Origin of the sequence: Mesorhizobium sp. M4B.F.Ca.ET.214.01.1.1 (assembly GCF_004791545.1) — a bacterium.
Classification (GTDB): Bacteria; Pseudomonadota; Alphaproteobacteria; order Rhizobiales; family Rhizobiaceae; genus Mesorhizobium; species Mesorhizobium abyssinicae.
The window spans coordinates 136,762-156,397 of the sequence record NZ_SRUX01000014.1; the positions used below are offsets into that span (position 1 = coordinate 136,762).

The following is a 19,636-nucleotide window of genomic DNA, read 5'->3' on the forward strand; positions in this document are numbered from 1 at the left end:
CGTGATCGGCCTCGTGCGGCAAAGCGCTATTTCTTCTTTTTGGTCTTGCGAGGCGGCGTTTCCGCCGACCCGTCGAACAGGTCGGTCGCGGCCGGCTTATCGGCCTTCGGCGCGGCGGCCGGCTTGGCCGGCTTGGCTGCAGGCGGAGACGCGGATGGAGCCTTGGCGGAGAATTTGATGGCCATGTCTTTCCTTGCCGTGAGCATGGGGTCGCGCGGCACTGCGCGTCGATCGACGAATCCCAGCCGGTCCTAGCACAGATCGGCGCCGCGGAAACGGAAAAGGCCAGCCTTGCGCCCGGGTGCCGCACAGTCGCGCTGACAGAGGCTGCAATTTTTCTTCGCCGGCTGTGGAACCGATGCCGAGGTCAGCCGTTATGGTGATGTCGTCGGTTCATGAGAGCAATCTCAAGTTTTCGGACGGCAAAAGGACGCCCCCACGCAATAAACCGCGCGAGGGGCGTTCTTTTATGGCGCTCACATGATCACGCTCATCATCGGCAGCACCTCGTAGCGGAAGCCGCGGCCCGACCGCACAACCGGATCGGCATCGGTCACCGCCCTCGCCTCGGCTTCGGTGCCGACGCGAAGGATGCACAGGCCCCAGGGCCCGGTCGGGTCGGCGACCGGGCCAGCGATCATCATTCTCCCCTCGCGAAGCTGGGTCCGCAGATAGTCGGCATGGCGGCCCATCAGTGCCCGCTCCTCCTCAGTCAGGGTGAAGGCGAAATCCGGGCGCGGCGGGATCAGCCGGCAATGGAACACGCCGGACGGCTTGATGCCTGCCTCGGCGGCGAGGAACTGACCGAGCCAGCCCAGCACCCGCTCCCAGCCGAAGCCATGGTCGCGGCAGGAGTCGTGGCGCGCGCCAAAACCCTCGTGGCGCAGCGTCAGCCGCGTTCCGGTCTCCACCGGCTCCAGCGTGTAGGTGACGGTCGTCACCTGGTCGCCGTCCCACGGCGCCCTCCAGGTCATCACCAGGCGGTGCGGCGGCTCGACCTCGACATATTCGCCCTGGACGTGGAAATCACGGCCGTCGGCGCCCTTGCCTTCGGAGCGCCAGGCGCCGCCCGGCCGGACGTCGGCGGTGTGCTTCGTGGTGCGGTACATGTCGTCCGCACCCCACCAGAGCGGGATCTGGTCCGCGGCGGTGATCGCGCGGAACACCCGCTCCGGCGGCACGGCGATCGTCACCGTGGCCAGGATGGTGCCAGCCGACACGTCGGCGATCGCGCGTGGTCTGTCGTTGCCCGCCATCACTCTTGCTCCAGATAGGATTTCAGATTGCCGAGGCTCGCCTGCCAGAAGTCGCGGTAGGGCAGGATCCAGTCGGCGACGTCCTTCAGTTCGGCCGGTTCCAGCCGATAGAGCCGCTCGCGGCCGTACTTCTGCTCGGAGACGACGTTGAGCTCGCGCAGGATGCGCAGGTGCTTGGAGATCGCCGGCCGGCTCTGCGAAAAGGCCGCGGCCAGTTCGTTGACCGGCGCCGGACCCAGCCGCAAGCGGTCGAGGATGGCGCGGCGCGTCGGGTCGGCGATAGCGCGGAAAACGGAGCGGTCAGGATCAGCTTGCGGCATAATACGTATCCATTTGGTTACGTATTATGCCGAACCGGGATGGTGGTCAATTTTCTTCACCCGATATGTCGTTGCCGAGGCTGAAAGCCCATGCCGAAACCGCCCCGGCCGTCGAGGATCGCCTTGAGCCTGTCGGAGGCCCTCCTAGTGGTCAGTCCTGTTCGTGAGGACCGGGCTCCGGCCACGGTTCCTTCGCCGCCTCCGCGTACCAATGCCGCATCGCCGGTGTCGACAGCACGGCGTCGACATAGGCCCGCGTATCGGGCGCGAGTTCCCCGCCATAGGTGTCGAAGCGGGTGATGATCGGAGCGTACATGGCGTCGGCCGCGGTGAAATGGCCGAACAGGAACGGGCCGCCCTTGCCGTATTCGGCGCGGCATTGCCGCCAGATCGCCTCGATGCGAGCCCGCTGGACCTCGCCCTCGGGATCGAGCGGCTTGTGGCTCTTCGGCCGGCGCAGGTTCATCGGCCAGCCATAGCGGACCTCGCGAAAGCCGGAATGCATCTCGGTCGCCACCGAGCGCGCCAGGGCGCGGGCGCCGAGATCGTCCGGCCAGAGCTTTTTCTCGGGATAAAGGTCGGCCAGATATTCAAGGATCGCAAGGGTTTCCCAGACGATCCTGCCATTGTGATTCAACACCGGCACCAGGCCGGTCGGCGACACCTTGGCCAGATTGGCAAAGGTCTCCGGCGTGCGCAGGCGCACAAAACTCTCCTCGAACGGGATCTCCAGATGCCGCATCGCCACCCAAGGCCTGAGCGACCAGGAGGAGAAACATTTGTTGCCGATGAAGAGCGTGAATTCAGCCAAGGCGGTTCCCCTGTTTTCCCGCCACCTTAGTGGCGCGCGGCGAAGCGGCAAAGCGTTTCGCTGACGATATTGCCATCCAGCGCCTTCGCGCGGCTCGCTTCGACTGTGCGGAACCGGGAGGCACATCAGCCCGTTTCTCTCGCGATTGGATCTCCGGGAGATGCGGAGATGGTGAACATCGACCAGATTGCGGGCCTGGCCAAGCAGATCAAAGGCTCGATCCGGCAGACGGTTGGCAAGGCCACCGGAAACCGTCCGATGCAAATCAGGGGCATCGCGGACAAGGCTACGGGCAAGGTGCAGAAGGCCTGTGGCGACATGAAAGCCGTGATCAAAAAGGCGATGTGATTTGGCAGGCCTTCGCGGTCATGCCTGAAGCGCCTTCGTGAACGCGTTGGTGAAGACAACCTCGCCATGGTCGCCGGCCGCTTCGCCGAGCACCACGTCCATGCTGTCGCCGGTCACTCGCGCCAGCGCGAAGCCGCCCATATAGGCGGCCTTCGGCTTGAACAGGTCGAGCCCGTCGCGGCGGTAGATCATCGGCACCTCGTGCTGATGGCCGTGGAAGATTGCGATGACGTTGTAGCCCTTGAGGGCCGCCAGCAGCGCCTGGCGATCCGCCTCGCCCCACCAATGCGGTGCGCCGGTGCCGCCGTCGTCATAGGTCCGCTTGGCCGGATCCCAGCGCTCCGTCGAAAAGATATCCCAGCCATAGTGCTGGAACAGGACGACCGGGCGGCCGTCGCCGGCATAGGTAGCCAGGTCCTGCTTCAGCCATGGCAGGCTGCTCAGCGCTCCATGGCCGGTGTCGCCGGCGAAGCGGTGCGTCTGGACGAGATGCAGGCCGCCCCAATCCCAGGAATAGCAGTCGGTGTCGACGTCATAGTCGGTCGCCGGCACCGGCGGCTTGAAGAACACGCCGGCGCGATGGTTGACCTCGACATAGTCGCGCAATTCGCGGCGGTACCAGTCGACATGCGGCGGCGAGCCGTTCTGGTCGAGGTCGTGGTTACCGAGCCCGACATAGACGGGCATGTGGACGCGGTCTGGGCCGATGCCCTGCTGGTAGCGCTGGCTGAACTGCAGCAGCTGCGTGCCCTCGCTGGGCTCGGTGACTTGGCCGCCGCCGTCGTCGGTGATGTCGCCGCCGGTGACCAGGCCAAGCGGCGTGCCGATGCGGCTGCCGGCCGAACGCAGGCCGGTGGCGACGCCGCCGATCTCGGCCGGCCATTGCTTGTCGGCGATGCCGTTCAGCGCGGCGACGCTGCGCAGCAGCGCGGCATCGGTCTTGCCCTCCTGCAGGCAGTTGGGGCTCAGCCCGCTCGCCATGCGGCAGGCGTGGATATCAGCGATAAACAGGAAGGTGGCGTCGATCGGCTGGATGCGCTTTCCGGTCTGGCCGAAGGCCTGGCGAGCAAAAGCGCCGGCCGCGGCGAAGCCCGCCAACTGCTTCAGGGCGCTGCGCCGGGAAATTGATCGGATGGGCAAGCGAGTCATCATGGCCGAGATTCAGCACAGGCGGCGCCCGGCCGTCCAGTTCCCTCCCCGACCCGCCAAGCATCGACATGGCGGAATGGGTCTGGCAGTCTTGCGCCTTCAACTTGAGCGGGAAGAGGAGGATGCGATGAAGGCCGCAACGATCGGCATGGCCCTGCTTGCCGCGGCGGGCACCGCGCATGGCGCCGAATGCGTCGACGCCAAGACCGCCAAGACCGGCTTCGTGCTGGAGATGCCGGGCGTCCGCAGCGAGTTCCGGCCGGCGGCCGGCGGCATGGTTTCGGTCGCCAACACATACCAGTCGGAATCGCCGCAGACGCAGTATCTCTATGCCGGGCTGATCGAGGTGTTTCGCGACAGCACGACCGGCCATCTGGCGATGATCCCGCTTGGCGACCTGAAAAAGCTGTTTCCGCTCAAAGCTGGCGCGAAGAGCACGACGCAGTTCGTCGAGCTGTCGCCGAAGAAGCAGCCGAAAGGCACAAAGACGCTGGAACTGGCGGTGAAGGGCAAGGAGACGTTCAGCCTCGGCGGCTGCAAATACAATGTGCTGGCGGTCAAGGAGACGATCAAGAACCAGGCCGGCGAGACGCTGGACACGTTCACCGCGCTCTACGCGCCGGATCTCGGCGCATCGCTGGCCCGGCGCTATGACGAGGGAACGAATTCGGAAAGCGTGGTCGGCTACGAGACGATCAAGCCGCTGCCGCAGTAGCGCCTGACGGCCGGAAGCGCTGGCGGGCCGACATCAAAGGGTTCTCGGTCGCGGCAGCACCCTGCGGCGCCGCCTCTCTACCAATCCGCTCTGTGAGGATGGGGCGCCCTGCTCCAACCCCGCCAGGCAATCCCGCAGCAGACCCGCATCCTGCGCCGTCTTGGCCATCGACATGGCGCCCGAATAGGCGGCGACCGCCAGCGTGGCATAGCGCTCGGGGTCCGTGCCCTCGTCCCGGCCCGCTTGCCGGTCGACCCGCAGCTTGTCGGCGATCGCCAGCCGCCAGCCGGCAAAAATGCCGGCAAGCGCGATGCGGAAGTCCGGGTCGGCGAGCGACAGTTCATGCGCGAGGTTGTTGAGCGGACAGCCGCGCACAAAACCTTGCCGTTCCAGTTCCGCCGCCACCGCCTCGAACACGGCGCGGACGCCTTCGCGCGCCGAGGATGCGGCGCGCACCGGCGCGATCCAGGTCTGATCGACGGCGGCGGCCACCCGCTCCTCGATCACCGCCAGCGCCAGCGCCTTCTTGGTCGGGAAATGGTGATGCAGCGCGCCGCCGGTGACGCCCGCCGCCGCCATCAGGTCACCTAGACTGGAGGCATGATAGCCGCGCGCCTGGAAGGATTCCTCCGCCACGTCGAGCACGCGCCGGCGCATGCCTTCCGGGTCGTTGGTGCGTTTTTGGCGCATCGCCATCTCCTCCATCTTCCCTTGGGAGAGAAGGTGCCTGAACCAAGTGAAGGCGGATGAAGGGTGCTCCAGCCTGGCAAGAACGGCGATCCGTCCGGCACCCTCATCCGTCTTGGCGCTGCGCGCCAATCCACCTCTCCCGCACAGGGAGAAGGAAGAGAGAAATAGCAGATTGACAAAACAGGACAACCGGTCTGTTTTACAAAACAGGATGATCACCCTGTTTTGGAGTCGACAATGGACCTTGCTCGAAACGAAACCTCTGCACGCCTTGCGTCACCGATCGTGGAACTCAGGCAGTACACGCTAAAGCCCAGACGGCGCGAAACGCTGATCGACCTCTTCGAGCGCGAGTTCATCGAAAGCCAGGAGGCGGCGGGCATGACCATCATCGGCCAGTTTCGCGACCTCGACCGTCCGGACATGTTCGTGTGGATGCGCGGCTTCGCGGACATGGCGGCGCGGAAGGAGGCGCTGACGGCCTTCTATAGCGGCCCGGTGTGGGCCGCGCACAAGGAGGCCGCCAATGCGACGATGATCGATTCCGACGACGTGCTGCTGCTGAAGCCGGCATGGCCGGGCGCCGGGTTCGACCTGTCGAGGGTGCGACGGCCAGCTTGCGATGGGGTCGAAAACCGAAGCGATAAGAAGCGCTTGCCTGTCATTGTTGAGATTCAGATTCATCATTTGCATCCGGGCGCCGAAGCCGACTACGCCGAGCGTTTCGAAACGGATGCCGCCCCGCTGCTCGCGGCGAACGGCGCCCGCCTGCTTGGCGCCTTCATCAGCGAGCATGCGGAAAATACCTTTCCGCGCCTGCCGGTGCGATCGGCCGAAAACGTCTTTCTCGGCGTCATCGGCTTCGACCACGAAGACGCGCGCCGCCGGTCGCAAACCGCCCTCGCCGCCTTGCCGGCATGGCAGGCGTTTCGAGGCGGGGCGCAGGCAGACCAGACCAGGCCGACGGAAACATTGCGGCTCTCGCCGACATCGCGATCGCTACTCGGCTAGCCTTGCGGTAATCGCTCCATTCCGGGGGCAGGTGCCGCCCAACTCGATGGCGAGCGCGGCAAGCCTGACCTGGACGGGCGGACGACGCTTGCTCCAGCCGGTTGCCTGTTCCAGCGCGTAGGAAATTCCAAGCAGCCTATGGTCCTCATTGGGCCGACCGGCAAGCTGAATGCCGATCGGCAGGCCGTCTTTGGACAGGAAAAGCGGGAGGCTGGCGGCAGGTTGTCCGGTCACGTTGAAGATTTCCGTGAACGGCGCGAAGCCGTAGGCCCGATCCACCCATGCTGCATAATCGAACGCGGCGTCATCGCCACGGACAGCGCCAATTAGGGGCGGCAAGTCGGCTGTCGCCGGCGTCATGATCAGGTCGAAGCCGTCGAACGTCCTTGCCATCGCCAGCGATGCCCGATGCTGTCGGGCCTGCGCCTTCAAATAGTCGGCGGCCGACGAGCGGCGGAAACGGTCCAGCGCATGCAAACTCAGCGCTTCGATTTCGCCGGGCAGAGGCATGCGGCCGATATCGTTGGCCCGCTCGTCGACGAGCAACGCGACCTCCGACATCCAGAAAATGCTCCATTCGGCGCCGCCATCGGCCTCCGGCGGAAAGCGGCCCTCAATCACCTCGTGCCCCATCTCCTCCAGCAGCGCCATGGCTTGCCGGAACTTCTCCTCGATCTCCGCCGCCACCGGCGCGCCATCCGGCCGATGCGCCACGCAGGCAATGCGCATGCGCTCGGCCGGCGACGACAGCCAATCCAGATAGGAGGGCACCGATCTCGACACGAAGCATGGCGCGCCCGGTTCGGGGCCGACGGTGATGTCGAGCATTGCGGCGGTGTCACGAACGGTTCGCGAAAGAACGTTCTCGACGAAAAGTCCGGCGCCGACCTGATCGCGATAGGGGCCGACGGGATTGAGGCCTCGCGACGGCTTCATGCCGAACACGCCGCAACAGGCCGCCGGCACCCGGATCGAGCCGCCGATGTCGGAACCGTGGGCAACCGGCACCATGCCGCTTGCCACCGCGGCCGCCGCGCCGCCGCTCGAACCGCCCGCCGTCACCGACAGGTCCCACGGGTTCAAGGTCGGGCCGTGAACAACGGGCTCGGTGACGAAGTCATTGGCGAATTCCGGCGTGTTGGTCTTGCCGAGCAAGGTCAGGCCGGCGTTCCGCCAGCGCCTGACGATTTCGCTGTCGGGCTTCGGCGCGGCATCCCTGAAATAGAGCGACGCGTGGGTGGTCGGCCACTCCCGCACATAAACGCCGGTGTCCTTGACCAGGAACGGCACGCCCGCCAACGCGGCCTTCGCGTCGCAGCGCGCTGCGGCAGACAGCGCGCGCTCCGCGTCGATCAGCGTCACCGCATTGATCGCCGGGTTGAGCAATTCGATCGCTTCGATCGCGGCTTCGGCAATTTCGACGGCGGACAGTTCGCCGGAGCGGACGTGGCCGGCCAGGGCGACGGCGTCTGATGCCATGTATTGCGCCAGGTTCATGAGCGCCCTCGCCTCGAAACGGCTCCGCCCATGCGGCTTTGCCCGCCTTCGGTCCGCGTCTGGACGTAATCGGAGATGGTGGCCGCGACCAGCGTCGGATCTTCCCAGTGCGGATTGTGCCCGCAATGGGCTGCGGCCACGAGCCTCGCGGCGGGAATTTCCTCAGCCAGCCGTCGCTGATGGGTTGCGTCGAAGATCGGATCGCGCCCGCCGCCGATGACAAGTGCCGCGACACGCAAGGCGCGCGCGGCGGCGGTGAGGTCCGTTCCGCGTATTTCGTCCAGAAGGGTGCGCCAGCGTGACGCCGGCATCGCCGACGCCTCCTTGGCGGCGGCGGCGAGAAAAGCCCGCGGCACGCCGGGCTGGCAGGCATGCCACCAGGCATAAAACGGGTCCGCCGGCGATATCGGATCGCGCAGTTCCCGCACGCCTGCAACCATTGGATGGTCCACTGCCAGATCGGGCTTCAGAGTGCCGGCCAACAGCACCAGCCCGCCGATGAGTTCCGGTTGCCGTGCAGCCAACTCGAGCGCGATCATGGCGCCCAGCGAATGGCCGACCACAACCGGCCGCTCCAGCCGCAAGTTGCGGACCAACCCCGCGAGATCGCTGGCGAAGTCGCCGATGCCATAGCCCCTTCCTGCCAGCGAGGCGCCATGGCCGCGCAGGTCGGGAATGACCAATCGGCGGCCGGCAAGGTGCGGCGCCAGAAGCGAGAAGCTGCGGCTGGTGTCGGTGAAGCCGTGCACCAACAGCAGCGCCGGTTCCGATCCGGCGAACTCGACATAGGCCATTTCGAGGCCGTCGAGGTCGATGACCCGTTTGCGGCTGGCCCAGGCTTCCTGTTCCGGCCAAGGGGCGAGCGCAGCAGAGCTCACAGGCCGAGCTTTTCCTTGACGGCGGCAAGGCCCGGCTTGCCCTCGAAGGTGGTCACGCCAGCGAGCCAGGCGTCGAGGCGGTCCTTGTTCAGCGTGATCGCCTTCAGTCCAGCCTCCTCGGGCTTCATGCCGTCATTGATCAGATAGCCCATGCCGACATTCTCGAAATCGACATCGAAGGCGAGATTCTTCAACAGCTGCGCGACATTCGGACATTGCTGGAGGTAGCCCTTGCGGACCTGCGTCGTCACCGTCGCGGCGCCGAAATTGGGCCCATAGAACTTGTCGCCGCCGGTCAGATACTTGAAGTCGTACATGGTGTTCATCGGATGCGGCGCCCAGCCCTGGAAGACGATGAACTGCTTTTCCTTGATCTCGTAGCCGACCTCCGAAAGCATGCCGGCTTCGCTCGACTCCACGACCTGCCAGCCGCCGAGGTCCAGCGACGGGTCGGCTATGGCGTCCATCATCAACTGGTTGGATCCGGGCTCGATGCCGTACATCTTCTTACCGAACTTGTCGGCGAACTTGTGCAGGTCGGAGAAGTCCTTGACACCGGCCTCCCAGACATAGGTGGGCACCGCGAAGGTGTATTTGGCGCCCTCGAGATTGACGCGCACATTCTCGACCGAACCATCCTTCTTGTAAGGCTCGTAATAGGTGACCATCGCGGGATCCCAGTAGCCCAGGAACAGGTCGAGATCGTTGTTCTTCATGCCCTCGTAGATGACGTTGATGCCTAGCACCTGGCTCTGCGGCTGATAGCCGAGCGCTTGAAGCAGGACGTTGGCGATCCCCGTGGTGAAGGCGAGATCGTTCCAGCCGGGTTCGGCCATGCGAACAGCGCTGCATTCCTTGGACTCGGCCGCCAGGCCCGGTTGCGTCGAGAGCGCCAGCACGCAGAGCGCGGCGCCTGCCCCTATCAAGCGATGCATTTCGGTTCTCCTCATTCGCGGTTTGTTGACCAATTGGTTTGTATATTGTCCCATTGGTCAATTCTTGATCTCAGCGGACGAAAATGTCAACCTCGATTCTCGATGCACGGAATTCGCCCTTGAAACTCAAGCGTCTCAGCGACATACGCCGCACGGAGCTGCGGCAGGCGGCCTTTGCCGTGCTTCAACGCGAAGGCATTGCCGGCGCCACAATCGAGAAGGTCGCCGCGCAGGCAGGCGCCTCGAAGGGCATCGTGCTGCACTATTTCAGCAGCAAGCAGGAACTCTTCGAGCACGCGATGCGCGAATCGAACCTCGTCCTGCGCAAGGCCGTGGTGGCGCGGCTGCGGCACGCGCAGACGCCGATACAACGGGTGGATGCCATCATCGACGGCAATTTCGAACCGCACCTGTTCCAGCCATCGCTGTGCTATGCCTGGCTGTCGCTCTGCGCCGAGGTGCCGCGCGACGAGAAGCTGGCGCGTATCCAGAAGGTGCTGCATGCGCGCATGCGCTCCAATCTTTTGTCCGGGCTCAGCGCCCTTGCCTTGCCCGAGGACGCCGAGGAGATTGCGCTTGGCGTCACGGCGCTGATCGACGGTCTATGGCTGCGGCTCGGCCTGCAGCCTGGAAGCGTGTCGCGCGAACAGGCGATCCGACAGGTGAAGAGCTATGTCGCGGCGAGGCTGGCCATGCGGGAGCCTGTCCCGGCCGGCGGTTAAGCGCAGACCGTCCCCCAGCCGAAGTTCATACTGTGCGATAGGCCTTCGGCTTGACCGCGCTTGCCCGTCAGCGATGCACTCGTCGCGCAATGACGGAGGATCCCATGCGACTTCACGGCAAGCGGGCGCTGGTGACGGGCGGATCGGACGGGATCGGCCTGGCGATCTCGGAGGCCTTTTTGCGCGAAGGCGCCGATGTGCTGATCGTCGGCCGCGATGCCGGCAAGCTGGCAACGGCGCGCGACGCGATGGCAAGCGAGGCGAAGGGTGGCGCGGCGGTCGAAACGCTATCGGCCGATCTCGCGACCGGCGCCGGCATCGATGCGACGGTTGCCCGGGTGAAAGCATCCGGCCAACTGCTTGATATTCTCGTCAACAATGCCGGCGTCGCCTATCTCGTGCCGTTCGAGACGGTCAGCGAGGCGCAGTTCCAGCATTCCTTCGCGCTCAACGTGACGGCGGCGTTCTTCCTGACGCAGCGGCTGTTGCCGCATTTCGGCGCCGGTGTCTCGATCATCAACATCTCCTCCTATTTCGCCAACAAGATGATTCCGAACCGGCCGTCGAGCCTCTATTCGCTCTCCAAGGGCGCGCTGAACTCGCTGACCAAGTCGCTCGCCTTCGAGCTCGGACCGCGCGGCATAAGGGTCAATGCGATCGCGCCAGGCACGATCGACACCGCAATGCGGCGCAAGTCGATCGAAAACCTGCCGGCCTCCGCGCAAGACGAGTTGAAGGCCCATGTCGAGCGCAGCTATCCGCTCGGGCGCATCGGCCGCACCGGCGACCTTGCCGGCATCGCCGTCCATCTCGCCAGCGACGAGGCTGCCTGGACCAGCGGCGGCGTCTTTGCCATCGACGGCGGCTACACGGCGGGGTGAATAGCCGATCTCCCCCCTTGTGGGGAGATGGCCGGCAGGCCAGAGGGGGCGCTGTCCCGCCAGCGTTTCAGCCCATTGAGGGCCGGATGAAATGGCAGCTCGGATCATCCCAGGTGCCGTGATCCTTCGCGCCCGCTCTGCCCTGCCGGGCATCTCCCCCACAAGGGGGGAGATTAGCTAACTCTTCAACCGATTTGCATCTTCTTCGCCCCCAATCTCCGCTTGATGCCATTTGTGCAACGCGATACGCCGTTGCCGAATTCGACAACCGGAGACCTCCAGTGAGCGCTGAGAAGACCAGAACCGAAACCGACACATTCGGTCCCATCGAGGTCGCCGCCGACCGCTACTGGGGCGCGCAGGCGCAACGTTCGCTGGGCAATTTCAAGATCGGCTGGGAAAAGCAGCCGGCGTCGATCGTGCGCGCGCTGGGCATCGTCAAGCGCGCCGCGGCCGAAGCCAATATGGAGCTGAAGCGGCTCGATCCAGCGCTCGGCAAGGCGATCATCGAGGCCGCTCAGGAGGTCATCGACGGCAAGCTCAACGACCATTTCCCGCTGGTGGTGTGGCAGACCGGCTCGGGCACGCAGTCCAACATGAACGCCAATGAGGTGATCTCCAACCGGGCGATCGAGCTGCTCGGCGGCGTCATGGGCTCGAAGAAGCCGGTGCACCCGAACGACCACGTCAATATGAGCCAGTCGTCGAACGACACCTATCCGACGGCCATGCACATCGCCTGCGCCGAACGCATCGTGCACGACCTGCTGCCGGCGCTGAAGCACCTGCACAAGGCGCTGGAGGCGAAGAGCCACGCGTTCGCGCACATCATCAAGATCGGCCGCACGCATACGCAGGATGCCACGCCGCTGACGCTGGGACAGGAATTCTCCGGCTATGCCGCACAGGTCGCCTCCTCGATCAAGCGCATCGAGATGACGCTGCCCGGCCTACAGGAGCTGGCGCAGGGCGGCACCGCCGTCGGCACCGGCCTCAACGCGCCGGTCGGCTTCGCCGAGAAAGTGGCCGACCGCATCGCCGCCATCACCGGCATCGCCTTCGTCACCGCGCCGAACAAGTTCGAGGCGCTTGCCGCGCACGATTCCATGGTGTTCTCGCACGGCGCGATCAACGCTGCTGCGGCGGCGCTGTTCAAGATCGCCAACGACATCCGCTTCCTCGGCTCCGGCCCGCGCTCCGGGCTCGGCGAGCTGTCGCTGCCGGAAAACGAGCCGGGCTCCTCGATCATGCCGGGCAAGGTCAACCCGACCCAGTGCGAGGCGCTGACGCAGGTCTGCGTCCAGGTGTTCGGGAACAACGCGGCGCTGACCTTCGCCGGCAGCCAGGGCCATTTCGAGCTCAACGTCTACAACCCGCTGATGGCCTACAATTTCCTGCAGTCGGTGCAGCTTCTGGCCGATGCCTCGGTCTCCTTCACCGACAATTGCGTCGTCGGCATCGAGGCGCGCGAGGACAACATCAAGGCCGCGCTCGACCGCTCGCTGATGCTGGTGACGGCGCTGGCGCCGACCATCGGCTACGACAACGCCGCCAAGATCGCCAAGACGGCGCACAAGAAGGGCACCACCCTGCGCGAGGAAGCACTGGCTACAGGGCTGGTCAGCGAGGCCGACTACGACCGGCTGGTACGGCCGGAGGACATGACGCATCCGGGGTAAGCTAGTATCACCGACGTAACCGGGTGAACAATCTGTCGCCAGATCGGCATCTTTGGTGAACAGTCTGCCTGCTCTATCTGGGTTGTCATTCCAATCCTCCCGGAGAGAGTCCCATGTCCATCAACACTTCTGTCGCCGGTTCCGGCGTCGCTTCCAACAGCTCCACCACCATCCTGCTCGGCCGCATCCTGCTGGCCGTCATCTTCCTGCTTTCGGGCTTCGGCAAGCTCACCGCGATTGCCGGCACCGCCGGCTATTTTGGCAGCCTCGGCCTGCCGCTGCCGACCGTGACCGCCGTCCTCGTCGGCCTCATCGAACTGCTCGGCGGCCTCGCCGTCCTCGTCGGCTTCCAGACCCGCATCGTGGCCTGGGTGCTGGCGATCTTCACGGTTGCCACCGGGCTGGTCGCCCACACCGGCTGGGCCGACCAGATGCAGATGATCCAGTTCCTCAAGAACCTCGCCATCGCCGGCGGCTTCATCGTGCTGGCTTCGTCTGGCGCCGGTTCCTACTCGATCGACGCCAAGCGCGGCTGAGCCACGCTCAAATCCCGAACTAGACAAAGCGGCGCGGAATTTTCCGCGCCGCTTTTTCGTTGTCCTTAGAGCAGCCTCGTTAGCCAATTCCCGTGCGAGCCCCGGCAGCGTAGACTGATCGGCATGCCGGGCCGGAGTCGCCGGCAGGGAGGTGATGATGCTCCGCAACGTGCTGCTTCTCCTGTCCCGGCTGCTGCTTGCCGCCCTCTTCATCCCTTCCGGCTTCCAGGCGCTGGCCAATATTTCCGGCACGACCAGCTATTTCGCCGGCCTCGGCCTGCCCCTGCCGGCGCTCGCAGCCTGGGGCACCGGCCTGTTCGAGCTGATCGCCGGAGCGCTCGTCCTCGTCGGCTTCCAGACGCGGATCGTTGCCCTGCTGCTCGCGGCCTTCTGCATCGTTGCCGGCTTCATCGGTCATTACGGCCAGGGCGGCGACGACGCGATGCTCGCCTTCCTGCACCAGCAGATGCTGATGAAGGACATCGCGATCGCAGGCGGCTTCCTGGCGCTGGCGATGGCCGGCGCCGGTGCCTGGTCGGTCGACGGGCGGCTGGTTGGAATCGCAGATCAGCTGACTTGACCAGGCCGGCCAATTGGCCGGCTCGCTCAGGCGCGTTGAAAATTGGCGGCGATGATTTCGCGCCAGATGCGGGTGGGCCTTTTTGGCGCTGCCCACCATTTTCACCGAGACACCCTATTTGACCGAGACGCTTGGCCCATTCTCGACCGCCAGCACCAGCCGGCGATTGGTGATCCTGGCCAACTGCGCCAGCCGACCGGCCGGCCGCTCGCCATAAAGGTCGGCGAGCGAGGCCGGCAGCACCAGGGCCAGCGCGCCGTTGGGTCGGTTTTCCCATTTCAGCCGGGGCATGATGCCCGGCATCGCCGCCGTCAGCAGGTAGACGACGCGCATCATCGCCGCCAGCAGGCGGGCGCGCTCCAGGATGCGCGGCGGCGCCAGCGCCTTGATCTCGGGGGCGATGCCCTCGTTGAAGATACCGTCATGGCGGTAGGCGCCGGCCAGCGCCAGATAGGCGCGGCCGGGATGGTCCACGCCTATGAAGGAGGCATGCGCGATGATGTTGAGCGACTGCCGGCCGCGATATTCGGGATGCGCGCGCCAGCCGATGTCGGCCAGCAGGCAGGCGGCATGGCGGTATCGTGCCTCGTCCCCGGTCTCGTCGATGCCGAAGGCGGCGAAGGCCTTGCCGGTCCACTCGACCAGCTCATGCGCGTGGTGGACCGAGCGCGAGCGCAACAGCGCAAGCTCCTCGGCGGCCGAGATCAGCGGATCGGCCTTCTGTTCGGCTTCGTCGAGCAGCGAATAGAGGAAGCCCTCGCGCACGCCGAGCGCCGAGACGACGATCTTGGACGGCTGCATCGCCGCCATGATCTCCTGCAGCACGACGGCGCCATAGGGCAGCAGCGAGCGACGATTCTTGGAGATGCCCTCGATGCCCCTGACCTTCTCGATCTCGGCCTTCGTCACCTGCTTCAGGAAGCTCAGGGCGCTGTCGGCCGGTATCTCGTAGTGGTGCATGACGCCGAGCGGATAGTTGCTCATCTCCATGTGCAGCCGGGCGAGGTTTCGCCAGGTGCCGCCGACGGCGTAGAAGACCCTGCCCTGCCCGCCCTTCAGCAGCTTTGCCCGCGCCAACTGCTCGCGCGCGATCTTCTGCGCCTGGGCGAGCGAGTTCTTGGCCATGTCCTGCAGGCGCAGGCCGCCGAGGGGCAGGGTGATGCCGTCGCCGATCGCCTCGCCATTGATGTCGATCAGCTCGAGGCTGCCGCCGCCAAGGTCGCCGGCGATGCCATTGGCCGGGTGGAAGCCTGAGATGACGCCGAGCGCCGAATAATGCGCCTCCTGGCGCCCGGAAAGCACCCGGATCTCGGTCTTCAGCACATCCTCTGCGCGGTGGATGAAATCGGGGCCGTTGACAGCCTCGCGCGCGGCGGCGGTCGCCAGCACATACATGTGCTCCGCGCCCGCCTGATCGGAGAGCGCGCGGAAGCGGCGGAACTCCTCCATCGAGCGGGTCACCGCCTCGGGGTCGAGCTTGCCGGTCGAAACGATGCGGCGGCCGAGGCCGGCCAGCATCTTTTCGTTGAACAGCACAGTCGGCGAGCGCGCCAACCCTTCGTAGACGACGAGGCGGATCGAGTTCGAGCCGATGTCGATGATCGACAGCGGCCGCCGGTCCTGGAGCCGGCCCTGGGAAGTAGAAATCACGCGGCGCCGTTCTTCTTGCGGCGCTTGAACTGGGCTATGCGCTTGGGCGCATGTGACTTCAGCGCGTCACCCCGTCCGGACAGGCTCGGATTGGTCATGAAATATTCCTGCGCGTTGAACGGTTCCTCGCCCTCCTCAAGCACGACGCGCCGGGAGGTTCCGTCAGCCAATACGTCGAAACTTTGCTGGTTGTCCATGATGTTGCCCAGCATGATCTGGCCAAGCACCTGTTCATGCACAGTTGGATTGGTGATCGGCACCATGGTCTCGACGCGGCGGTCGAGATTGCGCGGCATCAGATCGGCCGAGGAGATGTAGACGATCGCCTCGTCCGAAGGCAGGCCGTGGCCGTCGCCGAAGCAGTAGATGCGGCTATGCTCGAGGAAGCGGCCGACGATCGATTTCACCCTTATGTTTTCCGACAGGCCCGGCACCTGCGGCCTCAAACAGCAGATGCCGCGCACGACGAGGTCGATCTCGACGCCGGCGCGGCTGGCATCGTAGAGCGCGTCGATGATGATCGGATCGACCAGCGCGTTCATCTTCATCCAGATGCGGGCCGGCCGGCCCTCGCGCGCATGGGCGATCTCGTCCGAAATGTGCTTCAGGATGCGCTTGCGCAGCGTGAACGGCGAGACCGCCAGCCGCATCTCCTCGGCCGGCTCGGCATAGCCGGTGATGAAGTTGAAGAGCTGGGCGACATCGCGCGCGATCGTAGCGTCGGTGGTGAAGAACGACAGGTCGGTGTAGATGCGCGCGGTGACCGGATGGTAGTTGCCGGTGCCGAGATGCACGTAGTTGCGCAGCTTGCCGTCCTCGCGCCGCACCACCAGCGACATCTTGGCGTGGGTCTTCAGTTCGAGGAAGCCGAACACGACCTGGACGCCGGCGCGTTCGAGGTCGCGTGCCCAGCGGATATTGGCCTCCTCGTCGAAGCGCGCCTTGAGCTCGACCAGCGCCGTCACCGACTTGCCGGCCTCGGCCGCGTCGACCAGCGCTCGGACGATCGGGCTGTCGTTGGAGGTGCGGTAGAGCGTCTGCTTGATCGCCACCACTTCCGGGTCGGCCATCGCCTGGCGAAGGAACTGCACCACCACGTCGAAGGATTCGTAGGGGTGGTGGACGACGATGTCCTTCTCGCGGATGGCGGCGAAGCAGTCGCCGCCATGCTCGCGGATGCGCTCGGGAAAGCGCGGATTGTAGGGCGTGAACTTCAAATCGTCGCGCGCGACGGCGACGATCTCGGAGATCTGGCTCAGCGCCAGCGGACCGGTCAAGACGCTGATGCGGCTCGACGAAACGCCGAGCTCGCCGGCGACGAAGTCGCGCAGCGCGGGTGGCATCGACATGTCGAACTCGATGCGGATGACCGAACCGCGGCGACGCCGCTTCAGCGCCGTCTCGAACAGGCGCACCAGATCCTCGGACTCTTCCTCGACCTCGATATCGCTGTCGCGGATGAGGCGGAAGGTGCCGGAGCCCTTGACCTCGTAGCCCGGGAAGAGCTTGCCGATATAGAGGCCGACCGCTTCCTCGAGCGGGATGAAGCGGACATGGTTCTTGCGGTCGGGCAGGCGGATGAAGCGCTTCAGGGCCACCGGCAGGCGCAGCAGCGCGCTCATCTCCTCGCCGTTCTTGCGGTGGCGCAATTGCAGCGCCATCGAAAAGCCGAGATTGGGGATGAACGGGAACGGGTGCGCCGGGTCGATCGACAGCGGGGTCAGCACCGGGAACACCTGATCCTGGAAATGTTCTTCCAGCCAGGCCCTCTCGTCCTTGGTCAGCGCGTCGCGAGTGATGCTCTCGATGCCTTCCTTGTTGAGCAGCTGCATCAGCGCCGACAGGCTTTTCTGCTGGTCCTCCTGCAGGCGCTCGACCTCGCGCAGCAATTGTTCGAGCTGCTGCTCCGGCGTGCGGCCGTCCGGGCTCTTGAGGGCGATGCCCTCGCGCACCTGGCCGGCGAGGCCGGCGACGCGGACCATGAAGAACTCGTCGAGATTGGCGGCCGAGATCGACAGAAAGCGGACCCGTTCGAGCAGCGGATGGTTCGCATTCAGCGATTCTTCCAGCACGCGGCGGTTGAACTGCAGCCAGGAGAACTCGCGATTGACGAAACGGTCTGGATTGCCGGCTTCCGGGCTTGCCGCCTCGATGGTGATGAATTCGCTTTGCACCGGCTTCAGTTCGTTCATGATTCCTGCTCTTGCCCCTGCCCCGGTTTCCTTGAACATCCTTTCGGAGCCAGGCATTACGCCTGGCTGCAAAAATGCTCCAGCCGGTTAACCGGCTCAACTTATCCTCTGACAGGGTTTTGCGACAGTTTCATTTCATCGATCTTGCAAAGAGGCCGGTTATGATCCAGATGCAAACTGGCCGAAAGCAGGCCGAGACCAAATTGGAGACGACGATGGCAGGCGGTTCCATTCCCCATTTCCAGAACGATGCGGGCCATCCGGCGATCGACATCGGCGTCAGAGAATTCATGTGCACGGGCGCCAACCCGCCTTTCGACCATCCGCATGTCTTCCTCGACATGGGCGACGACAACGAGAAGGTCTGCCCCTATTGCTCGACGCTCTACCGTTATTCGTCGAAGCTGAAGGCGACGGAAACGGTGCCGCCGGGCTGCCTCTATATCGACCAGGCCGCCTGACTCTTTCGCGACAGATCTGATGGACGACGCGCGCTCCCGGCAAGTCGTCATCGCCGGAGCGGGTATCGCCGGGTTAACCGCGGCCATTGCGTTCGCCGAACGCGGCCATCGCGTGCAGATTTTCGAACAGGCGCCGCGACTCGAAGCGGCCGGCGCCGGCATCCAACTTTCCCCCAACGCGACGCGCATCCTCAGGCAGGTCGGCGTGCTCGATCGGTTGCTTCCGCATGCCGTTCGGCCGGAGGCGGTGGTGCTGAAGGACGCCGCGACGCTCAGTGAACTGGCGCGGGTGCCGCTGGGGCAAGCCGGCGAGAGCCGTTGGGGTGCGCCCTATCTCGTCGCCCACCGTGCCGACGTACAGGCGGCGCTGACAGCGCAGGCCGCGGAGTGCCGCGACATCGAACTCGTCACCGGCGCACGAGTAACAGGCCTTGCCACCGGGCCGCAAGGCGTTGCGGTGACGGTCGAAGCGGACGGGCGCAGGATCGAGGCCAGCGGCCAATTGCTGGTCGGCGCCGACGGCGTCTGGTCGTCGCTTCGCGAAAAGCTCGCCGTCATGGAGCCGGGCTTCGGCAAGAGCCGCTTCTCGGGCGAGCTTGCCTGGCGCGCGACGGTCGCGGCTGAAAGTGCCGCCGGAGAAGCCTTTGCAACGGTCGGCGGCACGGACTGCGTCACCACCTTTCTGCATCCTGGCTTCCACCTGGTGGCCTATCCGGTGAGCCAAGGCAGCGCCTTCAACCTCGCCGCCTTCACCAGGGGCGAGCGCATCGCCGAAGGCTGGTCCGGCCATGCCGACCCGGCCATCCTCTCAGGCGCCATGCGCGGCACGGCGCCGGCGCTGGCAAGGCTTGTCGCGCAGGCCAGTCCGTGGACGGCGTTTCCGATCCATACCGTCGCCCAGCAGCGCTGGACGACGCCAGCCGGGATCGCGCTCATTGGCGACGCCGCGCATGCGATGACGCCGTTCGCGGCGCAGGGCGCCGCCATGGCAATAGAGGACGCCGCGATGCTTGCCGGCATGGTCGCCGACTTCCCCGACGATCCAGGGCAGAGCCTTGCCGTCTGGGAGAACCTGAGGCGGCCGCGCATCGCGAAGGTACTGAGGCGCGGCGCGCTCAACCGGCTTGCCTGGCATGCCCGGGGGCCGGTGGCGATCGCGCGCAACCTGGTGCTGGCGACGCGGCCGGCGGAGAAGCTCGCGGCCGATCTGGACTGGCTCTACGGGTGGGAGGCGCGGAAGGTGGTGCGGCGTTGACCGCCTTAGTGGGCGATCGCAATTGCGATCGGCTGGCGGGACAGCGCGAACGAATGAGGCGCTCATGATT

At 65.4% G+C, this 19,636-nt stretch carries 21 protein-coding genes; 10 read left to right on the top strand and 11 right to left on the bottom strand.

Annotated elements, in window-relative coordinates:
* Positions 1-26: 26 nt before the first annotated feature.
* The 4 genes from EN857_RS34895 to EN857_RS25460 all read right to left on the bottom strand — a co-directional run bounded on the left by EN857_RS34895 (position 27) and on the right by EN857_RS25460 (position 2,387).
* Entirely contained in the window at positions 27-185 is a 159-nt protein-coding gene (locus EN857_RS34895) for a hypothetical protein (protein ID WP_187331455.1), read from the bottom strand.
* Positions 186-476: 291 nt separating this feature from the next.
* Positions 477-1,256, bottom strand: coding sequence for an SRPBCC domain-containing protein (locus EN857_RS25450; protein ID WP_127309760.1), 780 nt, complete (start codon positions 1,254-1,256; stop codon positions 477-479).
* Positions 1,256-1,576: a metalloregulator ArsR/SmtB family transcription factor gene (locus EN857_RS25455; RefSeq protein ID WP_127284174.1), complete on the bottom strand. Its 321-nt coding sequence runs from the start codon at positions 1,574-1,576 to the stop codon at positions 1,256-1,258. Before EN857_RS25455 ends, EN857_RS25450 begins: the two co-directional genes overlap by 1 nt.
* A gap of 151 nt (positions 1,577-1,727) precedes the next feature.
* Entirely contained in the window at positions 1,728-2,387 is a 660-nt protein-coding gene (locus EN857_RS25460) for a glutathione S-transferase family protein (RefSeq protein WP_127284175.1), read from the bottom strand.
* A 168-nt stretch (positions 2,388-2,555) separates the two neighbouring features.
* Here EN857_RS25460 and EN857_RS25465 point away from each other — a divergent pair, with 168 nt between their 5' ends.
* Positions 2,556-2,735: a CsbD family protein gene (locus EN857_RS25465; protein WP_127284176.1), complete on the top strand. Its 180-nt coding sequence runs from the start codon at positions 2,556-2,558 to the stop codon at positions 2,733-2,735.
* A gap of 18 nt (positions 2,736-2,753) precedes the next feature.
* Here the strand turns inward: EN857_RS25465 and EN857_RS25470 are convergent, their stop codons facing one another.
* Positions 2,754-3,887 carry a metallophosphoesterase gene (locus EN857_RS25470; RefSeq protein WP_127393600.1) on the bottom strand — a complete coding sequence of 378 codons (1,134 nt, stop codon included), beginning with the start codon at positions 3,885-3,887 and terminating at the stop codon, positions 2,754-2,756.
* Between the two features lie 124 nt (positions 3,888-4,011).
* Between EN857_RS25470 and EN857_RS25475 the strand changes: the two genes are divergently transcribed.
* On the top strand, positions 4,012-4,599 hold the full coding sequence (locus EN857_RS25475) for a hypothetical protein (protein ID WP_127393601.1): 588 nt from the start codon (positions 4,012-4,014) through the stop codon (positions 4,597-4,599).
* Positions 4,600-4,632: 33 nt separating this feature from the next.
* On the opposite strand, the gene EN857_RS25480 is transcribed toward EN857_RS25475, so the two are convergent.
* Positions 4,633-5,289, bottom strand: coding sequence for a TetR/AcrR family transcriptional regulator (locus EN857_RS25480; RefSeq protein WP_245493413.1), 657 nt, complete (start codon positions 5,287-5,289; stop codon positions 4,633-4,635).
* A 237-nt stretch (positions 5,290-5,526) separates the two neighbouring features.
* Here EN857_RS25480 and EN857_RS25485 point away from each other — a divergent pair, with 237 nt between their 5' ends.
* A complete protein-coding gene (locus EN857_RS25485; RefSeq protein WP_127393602.1) occupies positions 5,527-6,300 on the top strand; it encodes an NIPSNAP family protein in 774 nt (257 codons plus the stop codon).
* Here EN857_RS25485 and EN857_RS25490 read toward each other — a convergent pair.
* Genes EN857_RS25490 through choX form a run of 3 tightly spaced genes read right to left on the bottom strand, consistent with a single transcriptional unit; the run spans position 6,289 to position 9,610 of the window.
* Positions 6,289-7,797, bottom strand: coding sequence for an amidase (locus tag EN857_RS25490; RefSeq protein ID WP_135859308.1), 1,509 nt, complete (start codon positions 7,795-7,797; stop codon positions 6,289-6,291). The two genes, EN857_RS25485 and EN857_RS25490, sit on opposite strands and share 12 nt — an antisense overlap.
* Positions 7,794-8,675 (bottom strand): alpha/beta hydrolase, encoded by an 882-nt coding sequence (locus tag EN857_RS25495; RefSeq protein WP_245493498.1) that lies wholly within the window; start codon positions 8,673-8,675, stop codon positions 7,794-7,796. Before EN857_RS25495 ends, EN857_RS25490 begins: the two co-directional genes overlap by 4 nt.
* A complete protein-coding gene (gene choX / locus EN857_RS25500; protein ID WP_127284182.1) occupies positions 8,672-9,610 on the bottom strand; it encodes a choline ABC transporter substrate-binding protein in 939 nt (312 codons plus the stop codon). The genes EN857_RS25495 and choX overlap by 4 nt, the downstream gene beginning before the upstream one ends.
* 83 nt (positions 9,611-9,693) lie before the next feature.
* Between choX and betI the strand changes: the two genes are divergently transcribed.
* From betI to EN857_RS25525, 5 genes are all read left to right on the top strand, one after another.
* Entirely contained in the window at positions 9,694-10,332 is a 639-nt protein-coding gene (gene betI, locus EN857_RS25505) for a transcriptional regulator BetI (protein ID WP_135859309.1), read from the top strand.
* A 104-nt stretch (positions 10,333-10,436) separates the two neighbouring features.
* Entirely contained in the window at positions 10,437-11,213 is a 777-nt protein-coding gene (locus EN857_RS25510) for an SDR family oxidoreductase (protein ID WP_127391501.1), read from the top strand.
* Positions 11,214-11,494: 281 nt separating this feature from the next.
* Positions 11,495-12,892: a class II fumarate hydratase gene (gene fumC, locus EN857_RS25515; RefSeq protein ID WP_127391500.1), complete on the top strand. Its 1,398-nt coding sequence runs from the start codon at positions 11,495-11,497 to the stop codon at positions 12,890-12,892.
* Positions 12,893-13,005: 113 nt separating this feature from the next.
* Positions 13,006-13,428 (top strand): DoxX family protein, encoded by a 423-nt coding sequence (locus EN857_RS25520; RefSeq protein WP_126055158.1) that lies wholly within the window; start codon positions 13,006-13,008, stop codon positions 13,426-13,428.
* Positions 13,429-13,585: 157 nt separating this feature from the next.
* Positions 13,586-14,008: a DoxX family protein gene (locus EN857_RS25525; RefSeq protein ID WP_127391503.1), complete on the top strand. Its 423-nt coding sequence runs from the start codon at positions 13,586-13,588 to the stop codon at positions 14,006-14,008.
* Positions 14,009-14,122: 114 nt separating this feature from the next.
* Here EN857_RS25525 and ppx read toward each other — a convergent pair whose 3' ends face one another.
* A complete protein-coding gene (gene ppx / locus EN857_RS25530) occupies positions 14,123-15,658 on the bottom strand; it encodes an exopolyphosphatase (protein WP_135859310.1) in 1,536 nt (511 codons plus the stop codon).
* Positions 15,655-17,850, bottom strand: coding sequence for an RNA degradosome polyphosphate kinase (locus tag EN857_RS25535; RefSeq protein ID WP_127284743.1), 2,196 nt, complete (start codon positions 17,848-17,850; stop codon positions 15,655-15,657). Before EN857_RS25535 ends, ppx begins: the two co-directional genes overlap by 4 nt.
* A gap of 215 nt (positions 17,851-18,065) precedes the next feature.
* Between EN857_RS25535 and EN857_RS25540 the strand changes: the two genes are divergently transcribed.
* Together EN857_RS25540 and EN857_RS25545 are read left to right on the top strand one after the other, a co-directional pair.
* The gene (locus EN857_RS25540; protein ID WP_127284742.1) at positions 18,066-18,311 is read left to right on the top strand and encodes a zinc-finger domain-containing protein; all 246 of its coding nucleotides are present in this window, start codon (positions 18,066-18,068) and stop codon (positions 18,309-18,311) included.
* A 19-nt stretch (positions 18,312-18,330) separates the two neighbouring features.
* Complete coding sequence (locus EN857_RS25545) at positions 18,331-19,566, top strand: FAD-dependent monooxygenase (RefSeq protein ID WP_127391498.1); 1,236 nt, start codon at positions 18,331-18,333, stop codon at positions 19,564-19,566.
* Positions 19,567-19,636 lie beyond the last annotated feature (70 nt).

What these genes read in the sequence shown, in the direction of transcription:
- EN857_RS34895 (WP_187331455.1), bottom strand. Translation starts at nt 185, where the DNA reads ATGGCCATCAAATTCTCCGCCAAGGCTCCATCCGCGTCTCCGCCTGCA.
- EN857_RS25450 (WP_127309760.1), bottom strand. Translation starts at nt 1,256, where the DNA reads ATGGCGGGCAACGACAGACCACGCGCGATCGCCGACGTGTCGGCTGGC.
- EN857_RS25455 (WP_127284174.1), bottom strand. Translation starts at nt 1,576, where the DNA reads ATGCCGCAAGCTGATCCTGACCGCTCCGTTTTCCGCGCTATCGCCGAC.
- EN857_RS25465 (WP_127284176.1), top strand. Translation starts at nt 2,556, where the DNA reads ATGGTGAACATCGACCAGATTGCGGGCCTGGCCAAGCAGATCAAAGGC.
- EN857_RS25470 (WP_127393600.1), bottom strand. Translation starts at nt 3,887, where the DNA reads ATGATGACTCGCTTGCCCATCCGATCAATTTCCCGGCGCAGCGCCCTG.
- EN857_RS25475 (WP_127393601.1), top strand. Translation starts at nt 4,012, where the DNA reads ATGAAGGCCGCAACGATCGGCATGGCCCTGCTTGCCGCGGCGGGCACC.
- EN857_RS25480 (WP_245493413.1), bottom strand. Translation starts at nt 5,289, where the DNA reads ATGCGCCAAAAACGCACCAACGACCCGGAAGGCATGCGCCGGCGCGTG.
- EN857_RS25485 (WP_127393602.1), top strand. Translation starts at nt 5,527, where the DNA reads ATGGACCTTGCTCGAAACGAAACCTCTGCACGCCTTGCGTCACCGATC.
- EN857_RS25490 (WP_135859308.1), bottom strand. Translation starts at nt 7,797, where the DNA reads ATGAACCTGGCGCAATACATGGCATCAGACGCCGTCGCCCTGGCCGGC.
- choX (WP_127284182.1), bottom strand. Translation starts at nt 9,610, where the DNA reads ATGCATCGCTTGATAGGGGCAGGCGCCGCGCTCTGCGTGCTGGCGCTC.
- betI (WP_135859309.1), top strand. Translation starts at nt 9,694, where the DNA reads ATGTCAACCTCGATTCTCGATGCACGGAATTCGCCCTTGAAACTCAAG.
- EN857_RS25510 (WP_127391501.1), top strand. Translation starts at nt 10,437, where the DNA reads ATGCGACTTCACGGCAAGCGGGCGCTGGTGACGGGCGGATCGGACGGG.
- EN857_RS25520 (WP_126055158.1), top strand. Translation starts at nt 13,006, where the DNA reads ATGTCCATCAACACTTCTGTCGCCGGTTCCGGCGTCGCTTCCAACAGC.
- EN857_RS25525 (WP_127391503.1), top strand. Translation starts at nt 13,586, where the DNA reads ATGCTCCGCAACGTGCTGCTTCTCCTGTCCCGGCTGCTGCTTGCCGCC.
- EN857_RS25535 (WP_127284743.1), bottom strand. Translation starts at nt 17,850, where the DNA reads ATGAACGAACTGAAGCCGGTGCAAAGCGAATTCATCACCATCGAGGCG.
- EN857_RS25540 (WP_127284742.1), top strand. Translation starts at nt 18,066, where the DNA reads ATGGCAGGCGGTTCCATTCCCCATTTCCAGAACGATGCGGGCCATCCG.
- EN857_RS25545 (WP_127391498.1), top strand. Translation starts at nt 18,331, where the DNA reads ATGGACGACGCGCGCTCCCGGCAAGTCGTCATCGCCGGAGCGGGTATC.